This is a genomic window from Breoghania sp. (assembly GCF_963674635.1).
GTDB lineage: Bacteria > Pseudomonadota > Alphaproteobacteria > Rhizobiales > Stappiaceae > Breoghania.
In genome coordinates this window covers 2,877,642-2,898,147 of the sequence record NZ_OY771475.1, presented here as the reverse complement: position 1 = coordinate 2,898,147, position 20,506 = coordinate 2,877,642, and the positions used below count along the sequence as shown (strand labels likewise).

The window sequence follows — 20,506 nt, the reverse complement described above, 5'->3', positions numbered from 1 at the left end:
GCGCGACGGGGCTTTTCAAGCTTCGCGGTGGCGCGGATGGGCTGGGCCGCGGCGAAAACCCGATGGCGTTCATTTCTTTATTGATAACAGGCGTTTGCGTTGAATTGTCGACGGTAACATGATAGGCATTTGATGCGTTTGCCTTAATTTGTTCGCATTTTAGTCGCCAAACGCGACATGATGACGGTATTCTTGATCGAACAGGAAAGCAGGCTCGCCTCATGCCCACGATCGCTCTTGTGGACGACGACCGCAACATTCTCACGTCAGTCTCCATTGCGCTGGAATCCGAAGGATACCGGGTCCAGACCTACACTGACGGCGCATCGGCGCTCGATGGACTGATGTCGGATCCGGTCGATCTCGCCATCCTCGATATCAAGATGCCCCGCATGGACGGCATGGAACTGCTGCGCCGCCTGCGTCAGCGCACCGACATGCCAGTGATCTTCCTCACCTCCAAGGACGACGAGATCGATGAGCTGTTCGGCCTGAAGATGGGGGCCGACGATTTCATCCGCAAACCCTTCTCCCAGCGCCTGCTGGTCGAGCGTGTGCGTTCCGTCCTGCGCCGGGCCCAGCCGCGCGATGCCGCCGCTCCCAAGGGCGAGGACGCGCGCACGCTGGAACGTGGCCAGCTGGTGATGGATCAGGAGCGCCATACCTGCACCTGGCAGGGGCAACCGGTGACGCTCACCGTGACGGAATTCCTCATCCTCTATTCGCTCGCCCAGCGTCCCGGTGTCGTGAAGAGCCGCAACGCCCTGATGGATGCGGCCTATGACGATCAGGTCTATGTCGACGATCGCACCATCGACAGCCACATCAAGCGACTTCGCAAGAAGTTCAAGGTGGTGGACAAGGAATTCGACATGATCGAAACCCTCTATGGCGTCGGGTACCGCTTCCGCGAGTAGCGGGCCGTTGCTGGCAATTGACTTGACCCGTCTCGGGGCGGCAAAACCGACCTGAGGGGCGGGGGGCCTGTTGCGTCATGTTCCTGGAAGACGCGGGTCGCCTGAGGGTTCGCGCGAAGATTCGCATGCCGGAGTGAAGATCATCGACACGCGCAGGGAAGCCACGAATGCGGGTGGCAAGCGCCGCGGGGAGCGACGGGGAACCCGGCGGCTTTTTCGCATGCGCGCGAATTCCCTGCTCGGCACCTATATCTTCTCCAGCCTGACGCGCCGCATCGTTGTCCTCAACCTGGTGGCCCTGCTGGCGCTGGCTTCCGGCATTCTCTATCTCAACCAGTTCCGCGCCGGGCTGATCGACGCCCGTGTCCAGAGCCTGCTCATTCAGGGCCAGATCATTGCAGGCGCGATCGCGGCGTCGGCGACGGTCGATACCGATGCGATCACGATCGATCCGGAAAAGCTGTTGGAGCTTCAAGCCGGTCAGAGCATCTCGCCCAGCGACGAGCAGTCGCGCGCGCTCGATTTCCCGATCAATCCCGAACGTGTCGCGCCCGTCTTGCGACGCCTGATCTCGCCCACCAAGACGCGCGCCCGCATCTACGATCCCGACGGCACGCTCATCCTCGACAGCCGCCATCTCTATGCGCGCGGCCAGATCCTGCGTTTCGACCTGCCCACCGGCAAGGAAGACACCGCCGGCTGGATGGAAAACCTCTGGCAGAAGGTCAAGCTGTGGCTGCGGCGCGGCGACCTGCCGCTTTACGAGGAAGCCGGGGGCGGCAGCGGCAAGAAGTATCCGGAGGTGGTGGCCTCGCTCGGCGGCTCGCCCGCCTCCATCGTGCGGGTCTCCGAAAAGGGCGAGATGATTGTCTCGGTCGCCGTGCCCGTTCAGCGCTTCCGCGCGGTTCTGGGGGCGTTGCTTCTGTCCACGCAGGGTGGTGACATCGATGACATCGTGGCGGCGGAGCGATGGGCGATCCTGCGCGTCTTTCTGGTGGCTGCGGTCGTGACCACGGTCCTTGCGGTGATGGTGGCGGGCACGATCGCCGGGCCTGTCAGGCGGCTGGCGGCGGCGGCGGAACAGGTGCGCCGCGGTGTCGATTCACGTCAGGAAATCCCGGAATTCGAGGGGCGTCAGGATGAGATTGGCAATCTGGCGCGCAACCTACGGGATATGACCAACGCTCTCTACAACCGTATCGACGCCATTGAACGGTTCGCCGCGGACGTGGCGCACGAACTGAAAAACCCGCTCACCTCGCTCAGAAGCGCGGTGGAGACGTTGCCTCTGGCGCGCAACGAGGAATCGCGTGGGCGTCTGCTTCACGTGATTCTCCATGACGTGCGACGCCTCGACCGGCTGATCTCCGATATCTCCGACGCTTCACGGCTCGATGCGGAGCTTGCGCGCTCCAACACCGAGCAGCTCGATCTGGCCGAATTGCTGGAAGGGCTTGTGCATGTGGCGCAGGAGGTCCGCCGCGAAGGCCAGCCCGATGTCACGCTGAAGCTTGAGAAATCGCGCGATCCCAATGCCTTCAGGCTCAATGGGAACGGGTCGCGGCTTGGGCAGGTCTTCCATAACCTCCTGGACAATGCCCGCTCCTTCTCGCCTGCCAATGGCACGGTGGCTGTGACGGCGCGGCGCGAGGGCCACGAGATCATCGTGACCGTGGACGATGAAGGTCCCGGCATTCGTCCCGACGTGGCGGAGCGGATTTTCGAGCGGTTCTACACCGATCGTCCCGAGGGTGAGGAGTTCGGCAACAATTCCGGCCTCGGCCTGTCGATTTCGCGCCAGATCGTCGAAGCGCATCGTGGTACAATCCATGCCGACAACCGGGTGAAACAGGACGAGGATGGCGTCGAGCGTATTCTGGGCGCTCGCTTCACCGTTCGTCTTCCTGCCGTGCGCGCGGCGTGAGCCGCTCGCAAAATCCGCCACCAGCCCACCTCTGATCGTGCGGCTTGCCGGCGACCGGAACCCCGGATTGGAAAGCTGAACCGCGTATTCGGATAGATGGGGCTTGCCATCATGCGTTTCTCGCCTGCCATTCATGCGACCTGTGTCGTTATCGGCACGTGTGGGGTCTTGATCCGCGGGCCGTCAGGGGCGGGCAAGTCGGCGCTGGCGCTGGCGTTGGTCGAACACGCGCAGGATGCTGGGCTCCATGCCGCGCTGGTCGGCGATGACCGGGTGAGCCTGTGTGTGGCCGGCGGCCGGCTCGTTGCCCGCGTGCCCGCCACCATAGCGGGCCTGATCGAGCAGCGCGGCCACGGCATCCGCTCGCTGCCCTATCTGCCGGCGGCCGTTGTCGGCCTCGTGGTGGACCTCGTGCCGGCCCGTGTGATCGCCCGCATGCCGGAACAGGCGGCTCTCAGTATCGAGATCGACGGCGTGACCCTGCCACGCCAGCCTGCCCCGGAAAGCGACATTTCCCATGCCAAGGCTCTGACGCTCGCCGCCCTCCAGGAGCTCATGCGCAAGCCGGTCTCGATGAAAGGCGAAAGCAGCGTCGCGCCACAGATCGCAGACAGCGGCACGATGCCCGGCAATTGAGCGGGGCAGACCTCGGTAACGCGGGTAATGCGCGGATTTTTCAATGTCATTGCCACCTAACGCGTGCGCTCGCATGAATTTTAGTCGCCGATCTGGCGATTTTTCTTGCACTGCGGCGAAGCCTCGCCAAGATGAGCGTTCCCAAGAACCGGCAGGACCGGTTTCGTGGCGGGACGGCCGACCCTTCCGGGGCGGTTCGAGAACGGTTGGCGTCCCGATGCGGCGCTCCGTTTTTTCCGCGCGGACAGGCCTGTCGACAACAGGTCCGTTTTCGGCATGAGGCCGGGGCGGGCAACACGTATGGTAGCGGGTCAGCAATGATAGGTCTCGTCCTCGTCACGCATGGGCGACTGGCAGAGGAATTCAAGTCGGCGCTGGAGCATGTCGTCGGTCCGCAAGAGCGGGTCGCCACCATCTCCATCGGTCCCGACGATGACATGGAGCAGCGGCGTCAGGACATCCTCGCCGCCGTTGAGCGGGTCAATGAGGGGGCCGGTGTCGTGCTCCTGACCGATATGTTCGGCGGCACCCCGTCGAATCTCGCCATCTCCGTCATGGACGGCAACAACGTGGAAGTGGTCGCCGGCGTCAACCTGCCCATGCTGATCAAGCTGGCCAGCGTTCGCAGCGACAGCTCGCTCGATGACGCGGTCGAGCAGGCCCGCAAGGCTGGACGGAAGTACATTTCCGTCGCAAGTCAGGTCTTGTCGGGGCAGTGAGGATATGCGCGTGAGCGATGAAGCGGATATCGAAGACGGCCTTCGGCACGAGCGTATCGAAACCCCCGAGCATGTACGCGATCTGACCATCGTCAACCGGCGTGGCCTGCACGCACGGGCATCCGCGAAGCTGGTCAAGCTGGTCGAACAGTTCGATGCGCGGGTCGAGGTCTCGCGTGACGGTCAGACCGTCGGCGGCAACTCGATCATGGGCCTGATGATGCTGGCTGCTTCCACGGGCAGTTCCATCCACGTGGAGACAGCCGGCCGTGAATCGGCAGAGGCGATGGCGGCCATCGTCGATCTGGTGGAGCAGGGGTTCGGCGAAGCGGATTGACCCCGGCTGTTCAGTTTTCCGCCGGTCTGTCCTTTGCCGTCGCCGCAAGCAGGTCCCGCATGATGGCAACGCAGTTCTGATCGTCGAGACGGCGCAATTCCGCGGCCGCGTCTTCATCGAAATGCTCGGTTGATAGGAACTGCCGGACCTTGTCCTGTGCCTCGCGCCGGGCGCTTTCGTCACCTGCATGGCGCGCGGCTTCCGCCAGAGCCGCCCACAGTTTCGGCAGGATCGCGTCCCCCGGCTTGTGAAGCGCCTGTGCTCTGGCGATGGCCTTGCGAAAGAACCTCATGGCATGCGCGGGCGCTCCGATTTTCAGGCACGATTCGCCGGTATTGAAGAGCACCGTGATCGGCAATGGATGCGTGTCTCCAAGACGGGCGAAGGCCTCTTCCAGCAAGGCTTCTGCGCCATTGCAGTCTCCCTTCTGGACCAACAGGGCCGATTGATTGATTCGGATGATCGTCGGCTCTTCCGCCCCCGGCGCGCAGTCGCGGTCGAAAACCTTGCGGGCCTGCTCGTAAAGCGGGGCAGCTTCGTCAAGCCGCCCGCGGGTGCGCAGCGCCTCCGCCAGGTTGTTGGCTGCCGACGCCCAGCGCAACGATTCCGTCCTGCCGGCATCCGCCTCAGCGGCGAGCTCCCTGCGCAAGGCATCCAGTTCGCCGTCATCGGGCCCGCTCGGCGCTTGCGGGCCGGTATTTTCTGCGGTCGCAATCTTGGCGCGCAGAGCCGCGACGCGCGGGGCGGCTGTCGCGCCTGGGTTGGCGCGTTCCTCATCTGTCTCCACAAAGGACAGGATCTCGCGATAGGCGGCGACCGCCTCATCCCGTCTGCCCATGAAGACATAGAAATCGCCGAGCTTTTCCAGGGCCAGTCCAAGTGAGAAATTTCGGATGAGATCCACGTCAAAACCTTTGTCGCCCAGCCCTGCAAGGGCCTCCGCATCCGTGCGCGCCATCCGCACCAGCGCTTTCAGGTGGAGTTCTGTCTGCTCATAGTCGCCGATCCGCCTGGCCAGCTTTGCTGCGTGTTCTCGCAGCGTGGTCGACATGGGGGCGTGGGCCAGCCCGAGATTATAGGCCGTCAGTGCCTCGCCGAGCCGGGCGGTGGCCTCGCGCAATTCTCCAAGGCGAAGAGCCGCTTCCGCGGCCTGTTCGGTGTCGCCACGCCTGATCTGATCTTCCAGGGCCGTCTCCGCGGCGCTGATCGTGTTGCGGTTGCGTGTCGCCTCTGCGGCTTGCGCGTCGCGTGACGCCAGCGCCTGCATGGCCTTGTCGAGCCTGCCCTGCAAATCGGACCGGGCTGCATCGAGATGGGCGAGCTTTTCGTTTGCAAGGGCCAGTTCCGCCTCTCTGGCTCCGTCCTCGTGGCCTTTCTGGGAATGCGCCTCGATGAGTTGGTTGAGCGCAGCCCGGAGCTCCTCTGCTTTGGGCGCAAGGGTCAGATCTCCGACAACGACGAACCCGTCGCCGCCAACCAGTTGGTTGTTATTGCCCGAAATGACGATCCCGCCCGCAGCGGGGGAGGCCGCCGCGCGAGCCTGCTTGTCCGCCTTGCCCGCAGTGTTGGAGCGGAAATAGGTGAACAGGGCCCATCCCGCGCCGGCGAGAGTGACCGCCGCGCCGCCCAGCATCCCAAGCGGATCCTTGTTGTCCTTGATGAAGGTCAGAAAATCCTGGATCGCCGACACCACCCGCTCCCGTAATGGCTCGCGCTTTCTGCAAAAGGGGATTACGCAGCGTCAGACTAGCCGCATGACAGCCGCTTTGCCAATTGCGATCGGACATGTGGGCAATGGCCGGGCGCGCCTTCGGTGACGGGCGCTGGGGAGGTGGGGCCGGATTAACCTCCTGCAAACAATATAAAGAAATCTTTATATCCTTATTGCCGCATTTCCCTATCGGCGTTATAACGCGGCGATCGTTTCGACCGGCTTCCGGTCGCCTTGCGCCGCGAGCGCGCAGTCGTCGCCGCGCACTTCATCAGGTTAGCTGAACCACAGGGATTCTCATGACCGCCACGAATTACATCGTCAAAGACATCGCCCTTGCCGATTGGGGCCGCACCGAAATCGATATTGCCGAGACCGAAATGCCGGGCCTGATGGCCGCGCGTGAGGAATTCGGGCCTTCGCAGCCGCTCAAGGGCGCGCGCATCGCCGGTTCGCTCCACATGACGATCCAGACGGCGGTTCTCATCGAGACGCTTGTGGCGCTGGGCGCGGACGTGCGCTGGGCGTCGTGCAACATCTTCTCCACGCAGGATCAGGCCGCAGCCGCCATCGCCAAGACGGGCGTGCCGGTTTTCGCCGTGAAGGGCGAGACGCTGGAAGAATATTGGGAATACGCCGACAAGATCTTCGAATTCGAAGGCGAGCCCTGCAACATGATCCTCGATGATGGCGGCGACGCCACCATGCTGATCCTGCTTGGCGCCAAGGCCGAGACGGACCCGAGCGTCCTCGACAACCCCTCCAACGAGGAAGAAGAGGCGCTGTTTGCGACCATCCGCAAGCGTCTGGCCAAGAACCCGGGCTGGTACTCCACGATCCGCGACAGCATCCAGGGCGTCTCCGAGGAGACCACCACGGGCGTGATGCGTCTTTACCAGATGCAGCAGCGCGGCGAGCTGCCCTTCCCGGCGATCAACGTCAATGACAGCGTGACCAAGTCGAAGTTCGACAACCGTTATGGCTGCCGTGAATCGCTGGTGGACGGCATCCGCCGCGGCACCGACGTGATGATGGCCGGCAAGGTCGCCGTCGTGTGCGGCTATGGCGATGTGGGCAAGGGCTCCGCGCAGAGCCTTTCGGGCGCGGGTGCGCGCGTTGTCGTCACCGAGATCGATCCGATCTGCGCCCTTCAGGCGGCCATGGACGGCTACGACGTGAAGACGCTGGACGAGGTCGCTCCGACCGCCGACATCTTCGTTACCGCGACGGGCAACAAGGACATCATCACGATCGACCACATGCGCGCCATGAAGGACATGGCGATCGTGTGCAACATCGGCCACTTCGATAATGAGATCCAGGTCGCGGCCCTGAAGAACTACAAGTGGACCAACGTGAAGCCCCAGGTGGATCTCATCGAGTTCCCGGAAGGCAAGCGCATGATCCTTCTCTCCGAAGGGCGTCTCGTGAACCTCGGCAACGCCACCGGCCATCCGAGCTACGTGATGTCGGCGTCCTTCACCAACCAGGTTCTGGCGCAGATCGAGCTCTTCACCAAGGGCGAGCAGTACAAGAACGAGGTCTATGTGCTGCCCAAGCATCTCGACGAGAAGGTTGCGCGTCTGCATCTCGACAAGTTGGGCGCCAAGCTCACGGTGCTGTCCGACGATCAGGCCAGCTATCTGGGGATCGAGAAAACCGGTCCGTTCAAGAGCGAACACTACAAGTACTGAGCGCCAAACGCGCCCGGTACAGGCGGGGTCTCGCAACGCGATTGCCCCGCCGTCGACTTTCCACCGGGTTTTCCACTGGTGCAATTTGAGTCAAACCCTAGTGTTGACTCGCGGAGTGCGTCATAGGCGCGCTCCGCTTTTTGTTTTAGGGGTTGGTACTCTTCTGCCAGATTCCCAAACGCGTTATGGTGTTGCGAATCGCCTTCGTGCAACGCGAAGTGCGAGGGAATATCGGGGTTTCAATCACGCCTCCAGCGGCGGAGGGGACGGTCTAGATGCCGGATTTCGGCAATTCCCGTGCGCGCAGCGGCGCGACACGGCACGGGTGGATTCCATGCGAACTGTCGGAAAGCGACGCTACGGGCGTTGCGCCGGGCAGCACACGCATGACCGCCGCCGGGACCGGGGGCTTCTCCTGCGCCAATCGCAACCGTCCGCTCCGCATGCTTCGCCGCTCTGTCGCCTCTGCCCTGATGGCGAGCACGGCGCTGGCCCTCTCGCTCCCCGTCCTAGGTTTTTCCAGTTCCTCCGCTGAGGCCGCCATTCCGGGCCTTTCCGCGTTTGACGGCCCTCTCAATTCGCTGGAAGTCATCGCCTTCGCCGCCTTTGTCGGCACGATCGCCTTTGGCGTGGCGAGCTCCGTGGGAATGGTGCGCAACCGTCGTCGCGCCCAGGCTCTGGCCGCGCGGCTGACCGAGGAGAACGGAAATCTCAAGCTGCGGCTTGATCGCCTTGAAGGCGTCCTCGATACGGACGACCAGCGCCTTGTGATCTGGCCGTCCAGCGAAGCCGACCCTATCGTTCTGGGTGGGCTCGATAGCGCCAGCGGCGCCCCGCGCAACGCGGCCCAGCTTCTGGCGCTGGGGACCTGGCTCCATCCCGACAGCGCCGCGCGGCTTGATGCGCGGATCGCCCGTTTGCGCGATGAAGGTGCGCCTTTCTCGCTCACCCTTCAGGCGCGTCAGGGCGGCTTCATTGAGGCTTCGGGCCGCACGGCCGGAGGCTGGGCGATCCTGCGTCTGCGCGATCTGACCGGTGAGCGCGCCCGCCATGCCGATCTTGCGCACGACCATGCGCGCCTCAACTCCGACATGACCACCTTGAAGGCGCTTCTCGACTCGCTCGATGGTCCCGTCTGGCTGCGCGATTCCGAAGGCCGCATCAGCTGGGTGAACCGCGCCTATGCGGCTGCGGTTGAGTCTGGCGCCGACGAGGCGGTGAACGGCGATATCGAGCTGCTCGACACCGCCGGCCGTCGCGCCATGAGCGAGGGCCGCGACGATGACGGGCGCTTCAAGGCGCGCCTGCCCGTGGTCGCAGCCGGTCGCCGTCACGTCTTCGACGTCATCGACGTGACCCGTTCCTCCGGCAGCGCCGGCATCGCGCTCGACACCTCCGAACTGGAGCAGATGCGCGCCGAGCTGAAGCGCACCGTGGAATTCCACGCCCGCACGCTCGACCAGCTTGCCACCGCCGTCGCCATTTTCGGCGCGGATCGTCGTCTGCAATTCCACAATGCCGCCTTCCAGACCCTCTTCGGTCTCGACCCGGCCTTCCTTGAGGGCGGTCCGGACGACGGCGCGGTGCTCGATGCCATGCGCGCCGCCCGCAAGCTTCCAGAGCAGGCCGACTACCGCCAGTGGCAGAAGAAGCACTTGGAGAGCTATCAGTCGCTGGAGCCGCGCGAGGTTTGGTGGCACCTGCCCGATGGCCAGACGCTGCGCGTCATCGCCAATCCGCACGCCAAGGGCGGCGTGACGTATATCTATGAAAACGTCACCGAGCGTATCGAGCTTGAAAGCCGCTACAACGCGTTGATCCGCGTACAGGGCGAGACGCTGGACCACCTCACCGAGGCCGTGGCCGTGTTCGGATCCGATGGCCGCCTGCGGTTGTGGAACCCGGCTTTCGCCTCCTTCTGGCAGCTGGATCGCGAATATCTGGAGGAGAGCCCGCACGTCTCCACCGTGTTCGGCACCTGCGCCCGTCTGTTCCCCGATCCCGGCGCTTGGAAGAGCCTGACCACCACCATCACCGGTCTGGCGGACAACCGCGCCCGCGCCTCCGGCCGCATGCAGCGTCCCGACGGCAATGTGCTCGACTACACCACCGTGCCGCTTCCCGATGGCGGGACGCTGGTCGGCTTCGTCAACGTGACGGATTCGGTCAATGTCGAACGCGCGCTGATGGACAAGAACGAGGCGCTGCGTGAAGCGGACCAGCTGAAGAACACCTTTGTCCAGCACGTCTCCTACGAGTTGCGCTCGCCGCTGACCAACATCATCGGCTTTGCCCAGCTTCTCTCCGATCCCAAGTTCGGTACATTGACGGAGAAGCAGTCGGAATACACCGACTACATCATGTCTTCTTCCTCGGCATTGCTGGCGATCATCAACGACATTCTGGATCTTGCGACCATCGATGCGGGCATCATGGAGCTCGACCTCGGCGAGGTCGTGATCTCCGATGCCGTGAAGGGCGCGATCGAGGGCGTGAAGGATCGGCTGGCGGAAGCCCGCATCGATTTGCGTGTCGATGTGCCCGAAGACATGGGCTCCTTTGTTGCTGACGAGCGGCGTCTGCGCCAGGTGCTCTACAATCTCATCTCCAACGCCATCCGTTACTCTGATGAGGGTGGCGTCGTGGAAATGGCCTGCACACGGGCCGGCGACGAGATCCGTTTTGTGGTGCGCGACCACGGCTGCGGCATCGCCAAGGAGAATATCGACAGCGTGTTCTCCCGCTTTGTCGGCCACACCTCCGGCGCGCGTCGCCGCGGAGCGGGGCTTGGTCTCGCCATCGTGCGCAGCTTCGTGGAGCTGCATGGCGGAGCGGTGGAGATCCAGTCGGAAATGAATATCGGCACGACCGTCGTCGCCAAGTTTCCGCAAAAACCGAAGGCCCGCGAAAGGGATGCCGCCGAATAGGCGGAGGTCCCCTTCACGAGGTGGTGACGCGCGCGCTATAAGCCGCAAACCCGTCAACCTCACGAAAAGCGCCGACCGTGTCCAACTCACCATCCGCACCGGCCCCCTTGCGCATCGAGCTTGCCGACGAAAGGGCGACGCTCCGCCTTGCCGAGGACATCGCCATGGTCCTGCGCCCCGGCGATGCCGTGGCGTTGCAGGGAGATCTGGGCGCGGGCAAGACGACGCTTTCGCGCGCGCTTCTCAGGGCGCTGGCCGACGATCCGGCGCTCGAAGTGCCGAGCCCGACCTTCACGCTTGTCCAGCCTTATGATTTCAAGCGCTTTCCCGTCGCCCATCTCGATCTCTACCGCATGGAAGATCCAGACGAGATCGACGAACTGGGGCTCGATGAAATGTTGGGTGAGGGCGCTGCCCTCATTGAATGGCCGGAACGCGCCGAAGCCGCTCTTCCCGCCGATAGTCTCTGGATGACGCTTGAGGCAACGGATGCGGGCGAGGCGCGCGTCGCAACGTTCTATGTCGGCGAGGGCGACTGGGCCGAGCGGCTGTCACGCAGTTTCGCGCTTCACCGGTTTCTCGATGAGGCCGGATGGCAGGGGGCGGCCCGCCGGTTCCTGCAGGGGGATGCCTCCGCGCGCCGTTATGAGACCGTGCGCGTCGGCGAGCGCCACGCAATCGCGATGAACGCGCCCGCTCGCCCCGATGGCCCGCCGGTGCGCGATGGAAAGCCCTATAGCCGCATCGCGCGGTTGGCGGAGGATGTCCGCCCCTTCGTCGCCATCGACAAGGCTCTGCGCGAAAGGGGCTTTGCTGCGCCTGAGATTTATGCCGCCGATTGCGGGGCGGGCTTTCTGCTGATCGAGGATCTTGGGCGCGGCGCGGTCGTTGCCGACGGCGCACCGATTGGCGAGCGTTATCAGGCTGCCGCTGCGCTTTTGGCCGATCTTCATGCTTGTGACTGGCCTCGGGAGGTGGCGCTTGAGGACGGGGGCGTCCATCACGTGCCCGCCTATGACCGCGATGCCTTGATGATCGAGGCGGAGCTTTATCTCGACTGGTATGTCCCCGATGTGACCGGCGCTCCGGCAAGCGCGGAGGCGGCGGCCGCTTTTCGCGATGGCTGGAACCGGCTGATCGACCTGATGGAAGGCTCGCCCAGAACATGGTGCTTGCGCGATTACCATTCGCCGAACCTCATCTGGCGGGAAGACCGCATCGGCAATGACCGGCTCGGCCTGATCGATTTTCAGGACACCGTCATCGGACCGGAGGCCTATGACCTGGCGTCTCTGGCCCAGGATGCCCGCGTCACGGTGCCGGAGGCGCTGGAAGAGGCGCTTGTGGCCTCTTATGTGGCTTTGAGAGAGGAACGCGACGCGTCTTTCGATGCGGATGCCTTGCGGCGTGACTACGCCATCCTTTCAGCCCATCGCGCCACCAAGATCATCGGCATCTTCACCCGTCTCGCCCGGCGGGACGGCAAGCCGGGCTATCTGGCGCACATGCCGCGGCTTTTTGCCTATCTGGAAAGATCTTTGTCCCATCCTGCATTGGCTGACATAAAGCTCTGGTACGACCGGTTCGCGCCAAAGTAGAGAAGCTTCCCGATCCCGAGTGCCTACACTGGAATTTTCCTGGGCCCGCCCCGCGGGCTCTCAGCAAGACAAAAAACATGACCAACAACACGACGATGTTTCGCCCAAAGCGGGCAATGGTTCTGGCTGCCGGGTTCGGCAAGCGCATGCGCCCGCTGACCGCCACCACGCCCAAACCGCTGATCGAGGTCTCCGGCAAGGCGCTGATCGACCGCAACCTCGATTGCATGGCCGCCGCCGGTGTCGAGACCGCCGTGGTCAACGTGCACTGGCTGGCCGATCTGGTGGAGGTTCACCTGTCGCGCCGCGAAACCCCGGCGATCGAGATCTCCGATGAGCGCGGCGAATTGCTGGAGACCGGAGGCGGCATCGTCAAGGCGCTCGACCGCCTTGGGCCCGATCCCTTCCTCGTGTTCAATTCCGACAGCTTCTGGATCGAGGGTGTCAGGCCCAATCTCGACACCATGTTCGAGGCGTGGGACGAGACCCGCATGGATGGCCTGCTGATGCTCGCCTCCACGGTGGAGACCGTGGGCTACAGCGGCAAGGGCGATTTTTCCATGGAGCGCGACGGCGCGCTGGCCCGCCGTGCGCAAAGCAAGGTCGCGCCCTTCGTCTACACGGGCTGCGCGCTGCTTCATCCGCGCCTCTTCGAGGGCGCGCCGGAAGGCTCCTTCTCGCTGAACGTGCTCTTCGACAAGGCGATCGAAGCGGGCAGGCTGTTCGGTGTGCGCATGGAAGGTCTGTGGCTGCATGTCGGCACGCCCGACGCAATCCCGCGCGCCGAAGCCAAGATCGCCGAAAGCGCGGACTGATCGTGGGGCGCCATCCCCCGGCGCACCTGTCGGGGGAATGGCATTGGCACATCTCATCGGTTCAGGGCTAATCTGGCGCGGTTGATTCCATCAGGGAAATGACCATGCCGGAAACGCCGCGCCTTTATACGATCCCGCCCAATGCGGCCTTTCTGGAGACGCTGGTCGCGCGCCTGATCGACGGCACGCTGGTGCCCGGCTTTGCGCCCGCGCACGATCCGCTGGCGCTGGCGGATGCGACCATCTACCTGCCGACCCGGCGTGCGGCGCGCACCATCCGCGAGGCGTTCCAGCGTGCTTTCGGCGGCAAGGCCGCGCTGCTGCCGCGTATCCGTCCGCTGGGCGGTGTCGATGAAAGCGAACTGGTTCTCCATGCCAGCGCCGATCTGGAACCGCTTCCCCCCGCCATCAGCGACATGGAACGTCGCCTCGCCATGACCCGGCTGATCCTCGCATGGGCGACGAAGGTGCGCCGCGAGGTGTTGAAGCTTGCCCCTGGTGAGGCGGTCGCCATTCCGGCATCGCCCGCAGATGCGGCCTGGCTTGCGGGTGACCTTCTTTCGCTGATGGACCAGATCGAGACGGAAGAAGCCGACTGGAAGGCCATTCAGGCGCTGGTGCCGGACGACTACGCCGAATACTGGCAGATCACGCTGGAATTCCTGAAGATCGCCACCGAGGTCTGGCCCGCCTATCTGGCGGAAACCGGTCGCATGGATCCCAATGCGCGGCGCTCCGCGCTGATCCGGCGTGAGGCCGAACGTCTCAAAGCCTATCCCCCGCGCGGCCCCGTCATTGTGGCGGGGTCCACCGGTTCGGTGCCCGCGACCGCTGACCTCATCAAAGTCGTGGCGCATCTGGACAAGGGCGCGGTGGTGCTGCCGGGCCTCGATCATGGCATGGGCGAGGATGTCTGGCGCGCGCTGACGGACGAAAAGAACCCCGCCCCTTCCCATCCCCAATATGGTCTGAAGAAACTCCTGATGCATCTGGGCGCGGATCGCGACCAGGTGGAAATCCTGGGCACGCCGGAGAGCCCTGATCTCGCCGCCCGTGAAACCATCGTCGCCGAGGCGCTGCGCCCCGCCGACATGACCGACGCATGGCGGGGCTTCCTGGCCTCCGGTGGGGCCGACGAGGCGCCGCGCGCCTTTGACGATGTTTCGCTGATGGTCGCGCGCAACGAGGCGGAGGAGGCTCTGTCGCTGGCCCTGGCGCTGCGCGAGGCGGTGGCAGACGGCAAGCAGGCGGCGCTCGTCACCCCGGACCGCATGCTGGCGCGGCGCGTGGCCGTGGAACTGAGGCGTTGGGATCTCGCGGTTGATGACAGCGCGGGCCAGCCGCTCGATCAGTCCGCGCCTGCCACGCTTGCCCGCCTTGCAACCTCCGCCGCGCTTGACGGGCTGGAGCCGGTCACCTTGCTGGCGCTTCTCAAACACCCGCTCTGCCGGTTGGGGCTGCCCTCCGCCACCATCCGCACCGCAACGCGCGCACTGGAACGCGCGGCCCTGCGCGGGCCCCGCCCACGCCACGGCACGAAGGGCCTGAGCGATGCGCTCGCCGCGGCGCAAGGAGAGGCGTCCGCCGGTGCCCGCCTGCCGCGCTGGCAAAAGCTCAGCGACGCCGAATGGGATGCGGCCTATGATCTCTGCGCGCGCCTGCAAGTCGCTCTCGCGCCCCTGGAAGAGCTTTTTGAAGGCGTTGGTCTCGTTCCCGTGGAGCAACTGGCCGAACGCACCGTGGCCTGCCTGAGGCAGCTTGGCCGCGATGAGACGGGTTCAGACGTCGCGCTCTTTTCGGGCGATGCGGGAGAGGCGCTGGCCGCAACGCTCACCGGCATCGTGGAGGCAAAAGAGGCGGGACTTGCCATCCCGCCCGCCGACTGGCCGCCGGTTTTCGTGGCATTGATCTCCGGCATATCGGTGCACGGGCGTGCGCCCGTCGATCCGCGCCTTCACATCTGGGGGCCGCTGGAGGCCCGTCTGCATCGGCCCGACCTGTTGGTGCTGGCCGGGCTCAACGAGGGGACGTGGCCCGCGACGACGCGCAACGATCCGTGGCTGAACCGCCCCATGAAACGCGATGTCGGGCTGGAGCCGCCGGAACGCCGTATCGGTCTCGCGGCCCATGATTTCGCGCAAGGGCTGGGGGCGGACCGTGTCGTCCTTTCGCGCGCCGCGCGCTCCGGCTCCGCGCCAACGGTTGCCTCGCGCTGGTTGCAAAGGGTGTTGACGCTGGCGGGGGAGGAAACGGCAAAAGCCATGGCGGTGCGGGGCGAGCGGCTTCTCGTCTGGGCCCGTCAGCTTGATGCCTCGAAGAACCCGGTGCGCCCGGCGCAAAGACCGTGTCCCAAGCCCCCGGTGGAGGCGCGCCCGCGGCGCATTTCGGTGACCGGCGTGGAGCGTTGGGTGCGTGATCCCTATGCGATCTTCGCGCGTGAAATCCTGAAGCTCGATCCCGTCGCGCCGCTTGGTGGGGTGCCCGGTGCGGCCGAACGCGGAACGCTGATCCATGACGCCTTGGCCGATTTCATCGATGAATGGCGCGGCGATTTCGACGCCTCCGCCCTTGCGCGGCTTCTGGAAATGGGGCGTGAGCGCTTTGCGCCTCTGTCCGCCTTTCCCGAAATCCATGCGCTCTGGTGGCCGCGCTTCGAACGCATCGCGGAATGGTTCATCCACGAATTCGAGGCTCCGCGTCAGGGCATCGCGTCGCGCCATGCCGAGTGCGGGGGGCGTATCGAACTGGAAGGCCCGGCAGGCCCCTTCCGGCTGACCGGATATGCCGACCGCATCGATATTGCCGAAGACGGTTCGCTGATCCTTCTCGACTACAAGACCGGCATCCCGCCCTCCGGCAAGGAAGTGGCCGCGCTGTTTGCGCCCCAATTGCCACTGGAGGCCGCCATGGCCGCGCGCGGCGGCTTTCAGGATATTCCGGCGACGAAAGAGGTCTCCGAGATGGCCTATATCCGGCTTTCCGGGGGCACGAAGGCGGGCGAGGAGAAGTCCATCCGCGGACGCGACACCAAGGATATCGATTTCGCGGATCTCGCCGAAGCCGCCTTCGAGAAGCTGGAGGGGCTGGTGCGCGCCTATGACCGGCCCGAGACGGGCTATCTCTCGCGGGCAAGGCCGAAACGCGAGGCGGAAATGAACGGCGATTATGATCATCTCGCCCGTGTGCGCGAATGGTCGGTGGGCGAAGATGCGGAGGGCGAGAGCTGATGGAAATCCCAGCCCTCACAATCGAGCGTCAGCGCAAGGCCTCTCATCCGGAAGCCTCTGCCTGGGTGAGCGCCAATGCGGGCGCGGGCAAGACCTTCGTGCTTGCGCGGCGCGTCGTGCGCCTTCTTCTGAACGGTACCGATCCCTCCCGCCTCTTGTGCCTGACCTTCACCAAGGCGGCGGCTGCGGAAATGGCGGGCCGCGTGTTCGAGACACTGGCCAAATGGGTTTCGCTCGATGACGCGGACCTTGCCGCCGCCATTCAGGAGATGGGCGAGCCTGCCCCCGATGCCGCCCGCTGCGCCCGCGCGCGCCGTCTCTTTGCCACCGCGCTTGAAACGCCGGGCGGGTTGAAGATCCAGACCATCCACGCCTTCTGTGAATCCCTGCTGCACCAGTTCCCGCTGGAGGCCAATGTTGCGGGGCACTTCACGGTTCTGGACGAGCGTGTGCAGGATGAACTCCTGGCTGAAGCGCGCGCCACCGTGCTGCACAGCGCGTCTGAGGATGAGAAGGGCGACTTGGGGCGCGCGCTCGCCACGCTGATCGGCCTCATGTCCGACAGCAAGGTCGCGGGCGTGGTCGATGCCGTCATCGCCAAGCGCGATGATCTTCGCCGCTGGATCGTCGAGGCCGGAACGCTGCAAGCCGGTCTGGCCGATCTCGCCAGGGCCTTCGATGTCGCGCCCGGCGAAACGCTTGCCGATTGCGATGCGCAGATTCTTGACGGCGGGATCGAACCCGAACACCGCAAATCCATCGCCGAGGCGCTGAACTCCGGCTCCACGAAGGATCAGGAAAAAGCCTCCGCGCTTCTTGCCTCGCTGGAAGCGCCAGGCGAGGAGGAGCGCAGGCGCGCCTATCTCTCAGCCTTCCTCACAAAGAAGGGCGAGCCGCTCAAGACCGCGGCGACAAAGGCGATCCAGAAGGCGTTCCCTGCGGTTTTCGAGGCTCTCGAAAAGGAAGCTGCCCGCCTTGCGGCGTTGTTCGAGCATCGCCGCGCCGTCGTCACGGTGGAAGGCACCGCCGCCCTGATGGCGCTCGCCGATGGGGTGCTCCAGCATTACGAGCGCGACAAGCGCCAGCGCGGGCTGCTTGATTTTGAGGATCTGGTGGTCAAGACCGCCAATCTCCTGTCACGGCGCGATGCGGCTTTGTGGGTGCAATACAAGCTCGATCAGGGGCTCGATCATATTCTCGTGGACGAGGCGCAGGATACGAGCCCGCGCCAGTGGGAGGTGATCCGCGCGCTGGCGGAGGAGTTTTTCGCAGGCGTCGGCGCGCGCGATGCCACACGTACGCTCTTTGCCGTGGGCGACGAGAAACAATCGATCTATTCCTTTCAGGGCGCGGTGCCCGCCTATTTCGCGGAGATGCGCCGCTATTTCGAACGCCGGGCAGGCGAGGGCGGCGGGCTTTTCCATGATGTGCGCCTGACGCTGTCCTTCCGCTCAACGGCGGACGTTCTGGCCGCCGTCGATCTTGTCTTCGCCGATCCCGCCGTGCGACAGGGCTTGTCCCGCGACGGGGATGCCCCCGTTCACGAGGCGGTCAGGCGCAACGATCCGGGCGAGGTCGAGATCTGGCCGATATTGGCGAAGGAAAAGACCGATCCGCCCGACGATTGGCAGCAGCCCATCGACCACGAAGGGCCGGGAAGCCCACTCATCCGTGTCGCCGAACGCATCGCGCAGACCGTTGCGGGCTGGCAGCGTGAGGGGTCTGTCGGCGCAGGCGACGTGCTGGTTCTGGTCAGAAGCCGCGGGCCGTTCGTCACGGCGCTCAACCGTGCGCTCAAGAGCGCGGGCGTTGCCGTTGCCGGCGCGGACAGGCTGGTCCTCAGCGATCATATCGCGGTTCAGGATCTCGTGGCCCTTGGCCGTTTCGTGCTTCTGGAGCGGGACGATCTCTCCCTTGCGGCCGTCCTGAAGAGCCCGCTCTTCGGTCTCGATGATGATGATCTCTTTGCCCTTGCCCATGGGCGGGGCGAGCGCAGTCTCTGGCAGGCCTTGCGTCAGCGCGCAGATGGCAAGCCGGAATGGAAGCTGGCGCTTGAGACGCTGGAAATGTGGCGCGGCCGCGCCGACTTCACGCCTCCTTATGAGTTCTACGCCCGCATTCTGGGCGGCGATGGCGGGCGGCGGCGGATGCGCGAGCGGCTCGGTCAGGAGGTCGATGACATTCTCGACGAATTCCTGAACCTGGCGCTTGATTTCGAACGCACGGGCGTTCCGGGGCTGGAGGGCTTTCTGGAATGGCTGACCGCTGCCCCCACGCAGATCAAGCGTGAGATGGAAGGCGCAGGCGGGGCGGTGCGCATCATGACGGTTCATGGCGCGAAGGGGCTGGAAGCCCCCGTCGTGTTTCTTGTCGACAGCGGTGCCAAGCCCGCTCATCACAGCCACGACCCGGACATTCTGCCCCGCGCCATGTCGGATGATCCGATCGCCGCACCGGCTCTGGTGTGGAAGCCGTCCTCTGAGAACCATACCGCCTGGCACACCGAGGCCATCGAGGCCGTGCGCGCCGCCTCGCAGGAGGAATATCGCCGTCTTCTCTATGTGGCGATGACGCGCGCGCGCGACCGGCTCATCATATGCGGTTTCGCGGGCGCCTCCGGCCCGGCGGACGGCTGCTGGCACCAGCTTGTCGATCAGGCGCTGCAGCCGGAGGCCGAAGAGATCAAGGACGCCAACGGCGAGCTTGTTGCCCGCCACTGGCAGATGAAGCGCCCTGCGGGGGGGATGGAAACAGGGGAGACGGGCGCGCAGACGCAGGGGGGCGCTCGCGAGGTGGCAGAGATCGCCACCGCTGGGCTTCCCTCATGGGCGCGCGAAGCCGCCCCTGCCCATGAGCCGCCGCGCCGCCTTGCCCCGTCAAAGGCCGTCGATCTTCTGGGCGACGGTCTGGAGGAACCCGAACCGCGTCATGCACTGGATGCGGCACTTGACCCGAACCACTGGGGCCTTGTGCGCGGTCAGATCGTTCACCGGCTCCTGCAATCCCTGCCCGATATTGCTGCGGGTGACCGGCTTGAGAGGGCCGGGAGTTTCCTGGACGGCGCATTGGATGCTCGCTTCGCGACGCGGCGCGATACCCTTTTGGATGAAATCATGAGGGTGCTGGACGATCCCGCCTTTGCTTCGGTGTTTTGCGAAGGCAGTCGAGCCGAAGTGCCGATTGTCGGCACGTTGAGCGATCCGGCGGGCGAGACCTACGCCGTCTCCGGCCAGATCGACCGGCTGTCGGTGAGCGGGGAGGAGGTTCTGATCGTCGACTACAAGACGAATCTCGATCCGCCGCGCGAGGCACAGAATGCGCCGCCCGAATATGTCGCACAGCTCGCCGTCTACAGGCTTCTTGTGTCTGCACTCTACCCCCATCACCGGATCCGGGCGGCTCTGTTGTGGACCCAAGCGCCTGATTTGATGGAAGTTCCGGAAAACATGCTCGAAGAAGCCGTGCGCGGACTGTCTGTTTTGGGGTGAGAGGTGTCCTTGACGCCTTCCCCGCGCCTTCCTACTTTCCCCTTCCACGCGGGTCGCAAAAGCGGGACCCGCCAAGCGAAGAGGTTCCCCCATGGCGACTGAAAAGGTCACCGATGCGTCCTTTGATGCGGACGTCCTGAATTCTTCCGAACCCGTCGTCGTCGACTTCTGGGCGGAATGGTGTGGCCCGTGCAAGCAGATCGCGCCGGCGCTCGACGAGATCGCGGCCGAATTGCAGGGCAAGGTGAAGATCGCCAAGCTGAACGTCGATGAGAACCAGAACACCGCCATCAAGTACGGCGTGCGTTCGATCCCGACGTTGCTTCTGTTCAAGAACGGTGAACTGGCTGCCACCCAGGTGGGCGCGCTGCCGAAGAGCCGTCTTGCGGACTGGATCAGCAGCGCGATCTGACCTTGTGAGGCACAAGGGCGCTGAGTTGAATACGGACGGCCCCGGCGAAACAGCGCCGGGGCCGTCGTTTTTTGGGTATGGTGCGGGGCGCTGTGTCGCGC

13 protein-coding genes are annotated in these 20,506 nt (G+C 64.7%); 12 read left to right on the top strand and 1 reads right to left on the bottom strand.

Translation table 11 applies throughout. From position 1 onward, the window contains the following. Positions 1 to 221 precede the first annotated feature (221 nt). The 5 genes from ABGM93_RS12600 (at position 222) to ABGM93_RS12580 (ending at position 4,533) form a co-directional block, all read left to right on the top strand. Positions 222 to 917: a response regulator transcription factor gene (locus ABGM93_RS12600; protein WP_319772460.1), complete on the top strand. Its 696-nt coding sequence runs from the start codon at positions 222 to 224 to the stop codon at positions 915 to 917. Positions 918 to 1,137: 220 nt separating this feature from the next. Further along, on the top strand, positions 1,138 to 2,841 hold the full coding sequence (locus ABGM93_RS12595) for a stimulus-sensing domain-containing protein (protein ID WP_321499934.1): 1,704 nt from the start codon (positions 1,138 to 1,140) through the stop codon (positions 2,839 to 2,841). Positions 2,842 to 2,937: 96 nt separating this feature from the next. Continuing rightward, positions 2,938 to 3,477, top strand: coding sequence for a serine/threonine protein kinase (locus ABGM93_RS12590; protein ID WP_321334967.1), 540 nt, complete (start codon positions 2,938 to 2,940; stop codon positions 3,475 to 3,477). 317 nt (positions 3,478 to 3,794) lie between these two features. Next, positions 3,795 to 4,196 carry a PTS sugar transporter subunit IIA gene (locus ABGM93_RS12585; RefSeq protein ID WP_321499931.1) on the top strand — a complete coding sequence of 134 codons (402 nt, stop codon included), beginning with the start codon at positions 3,795 to 3,797 and terminating at the stop codon, positions 4,194 to 4,196. Positions 4,197 to 4,251: 55 nt separating this feature from the next. After that, positions 4,252 to 4,533 (top strand): HPr family phosphocarrier protein, encoded by a 282-nt coding sequence (locus ABGM93_RS12580; RefSeq protein ID WP_319772982.1) that lies wholly within the window; start codon positions 4,252 to 4,254, stop codon positions 4,531 to 4,533. A gap of 10 nt (positions 4,534 to 4,543) precedes the next feature. On the opposite strand, the gene ABGM93_RS12575 is transcribed toward ABGM93_RS12580, so the two are convergent. Then, positions 4,544 to 6,223 carry a tetratricopeptide repeat protein gene (locus tag ABGM93_RS12575; protein WP_321499929.1) on the bottom strand — a complete coding sequence of 560 codons (1,680 nt, stop codon included), beginning with the start codon at positions 6,221 to 6,223 and terminating at the stop codon, positions 4,544 to 4,546. A 320-nt stretch (positions 6,224 to 6,543) separates the two neighbouring features. Here ABGM93_RS12575 and ahcY point away from each other — a divergent pair, with 320 nt between their 5' ends. From ahcY to trxA, 7 genes are all read left to right on the top strand, one after another. Then, a complete protein-coding gene (ahcY, locus tag ABGM93_RS12570; RefSeq protein ID WP_321499927.1) occupies positions 6,544 to 7,938 on the top strand; it encodes an adenosylhomocysteinase in 1,395 nt (464 codons plus the stop codon). Between the two features lie 275 nt (positions 7,939 to 8,213). After that, on the top strand, positions 8,214 to 10,865 hold the full coding sequence (locus ABGM93_RS12565; RefSeq protein ID WP_321499925.1) for an ATP-binding protein: 2,652 nt from the start codon (positions 8,214 to 8,216) through the stop codon (positions 10,863 to 10,865). Between the two features lie 164 nt (positions 10,866 to 11,029). After that, complete coding sequence (gene tsaE, locus ABGM93_RS12560; protein WP_321505871.1) at positions 11,030 to 12,463, top strand: tRNA (adenosine(37)-N6)-threonylcarbamoyltransferase complex ATPase subunit type 1 TsaE; 1,434 nt, start codon at positions 11,030 to 11,032, stop codon at positions 12,461 to 12,463. Positions 12,464 to 12,540: 77 nt separating this feature from the next. Then, positions 12,541 to 13,278, top strand: coding sequence for a nucleotidyltransferase family protein (locus ABGM93_RS12555; RefSeq protein WP_321499923.1), 738 nt, complete (start codon positions 12,541 to 12,543; stop codon positions 13,276 to 13,278). 104 nt (positions 13,279 to 13,382) lie between these two features. After that, positions 13,383 to 16,505, top strand: coding sequence for a double-strand break repair protein AddB (gene addB / locus ABGM93_RS12550; RefSeq protein ID WP_321499922.1), 3,123 nt, complete (start codon positions 13,383 to 13,385; stop codon positions 16,503 to 16,505). Beyond that, positions 16,505 to 19,993 (top strand): double-strand break repair helicase AddA, encoded by a 3,489-nt coding sequence (gene addA / locus ABGM93_RS12545; protein ID WP_321499921.1) that lies wholly within the window; start codon positions 16,505 to 16,507, stop codon positions 19,991 to 19,993. The genes addB and addA overlap by 1 nt, the downstream gene beginning before the upstream one ends. A 91-nt stretch (positions 19,994 to 20,084) precedes the next feature. After that, positions 20,085 to 20,405, top strand: coding sequence for a thioredoxin TrxA (gene trxA / locus ABGM93_RS12540; protein WP_319772471.1), 321 nt, complete (start codon positions 20,085 to 20,087; stop codon positions 20,403 to 20,405). The last annotated feature ends 101 nt before the right edge of the window (positions 20,406 to 20,506 follow it).

Bases quoted from the DNA above. Each gene is read 5' to 3' on its own strand.
- ABGM93_RS12600 (WP_319772460.1), top strand. From the start codon at position 222: ATGCCCACGATCGCTCTTGTGGACGACGACCGCAACATTCTCACGTCA.
- ABGM93_RS12595 (WP_321499934.1), top strand. From the start codon at position 1,138: ATGCGCGCGAATTCCCTGCTCGGCACCTATATCTTCTCCAGCCTGACG.
- ABGM93_RS12590 (WP_321334967.1), top strand. From the start codon at position 2,938: ATGGGGCTTGCCATCATGCGTTTCTCGCCTGCCATTCATGCGACCTGT.
- ABGM93_RS12585 (WP_321499931.1), top strand. From the start codon at position 3,795: ATGATAGGTCTCGTCCTCGTCACGCATGGGCGACTGGCAGAGGAATTC.
- ahcY (WP_321499927.1), top strand. From the start codon at position 6,544: ATGACCGCCACGAATTACATCGTCAAAGACATCGCCCTTGCCGATTGG.
- ABGM93_RS12565 (WP_321499925.1), top strand. From the start codon at position 8,214: ATGCCGGATTTCGGCAATTCCCGTGCGCGCAGCGGCGCGACACGGCAC.
- tsaE (WP_321505871.1), top strand. From the start codon at position 11,030: ATGGTCCTGCGCCCCGGCGATGCCGTGGCGTTGCAGGGAGATCTGGGC.
- ABGM93_RS12555 (WP_321499923.1), top strand. From the start codon at position 12,541: ATGACCAACAACACGACGATGTTTCGCCCAAAGCGGGCAATGGTTCTG.
- addB (WP_321499922.1), top strand. From the start codon at position 13,383: ATGCCGGAAACGCCGCGCCTTTATACGATCCCGCCCAATGCGGCCTTT.
- addA (WP_321499921.1), top strand. From the start codon at position 16,505: ATGGAAATCCCAGCCCTCACAATCGAGCGTCAGCGCAAGGCCTCTCAT.
- trxA (WP_319772471.1), top strand. From the start codon at position 20,085: ATGGCGACTGAAAAGGTCACCGATGCGTCCTTTGATGCGGACGTCCTG.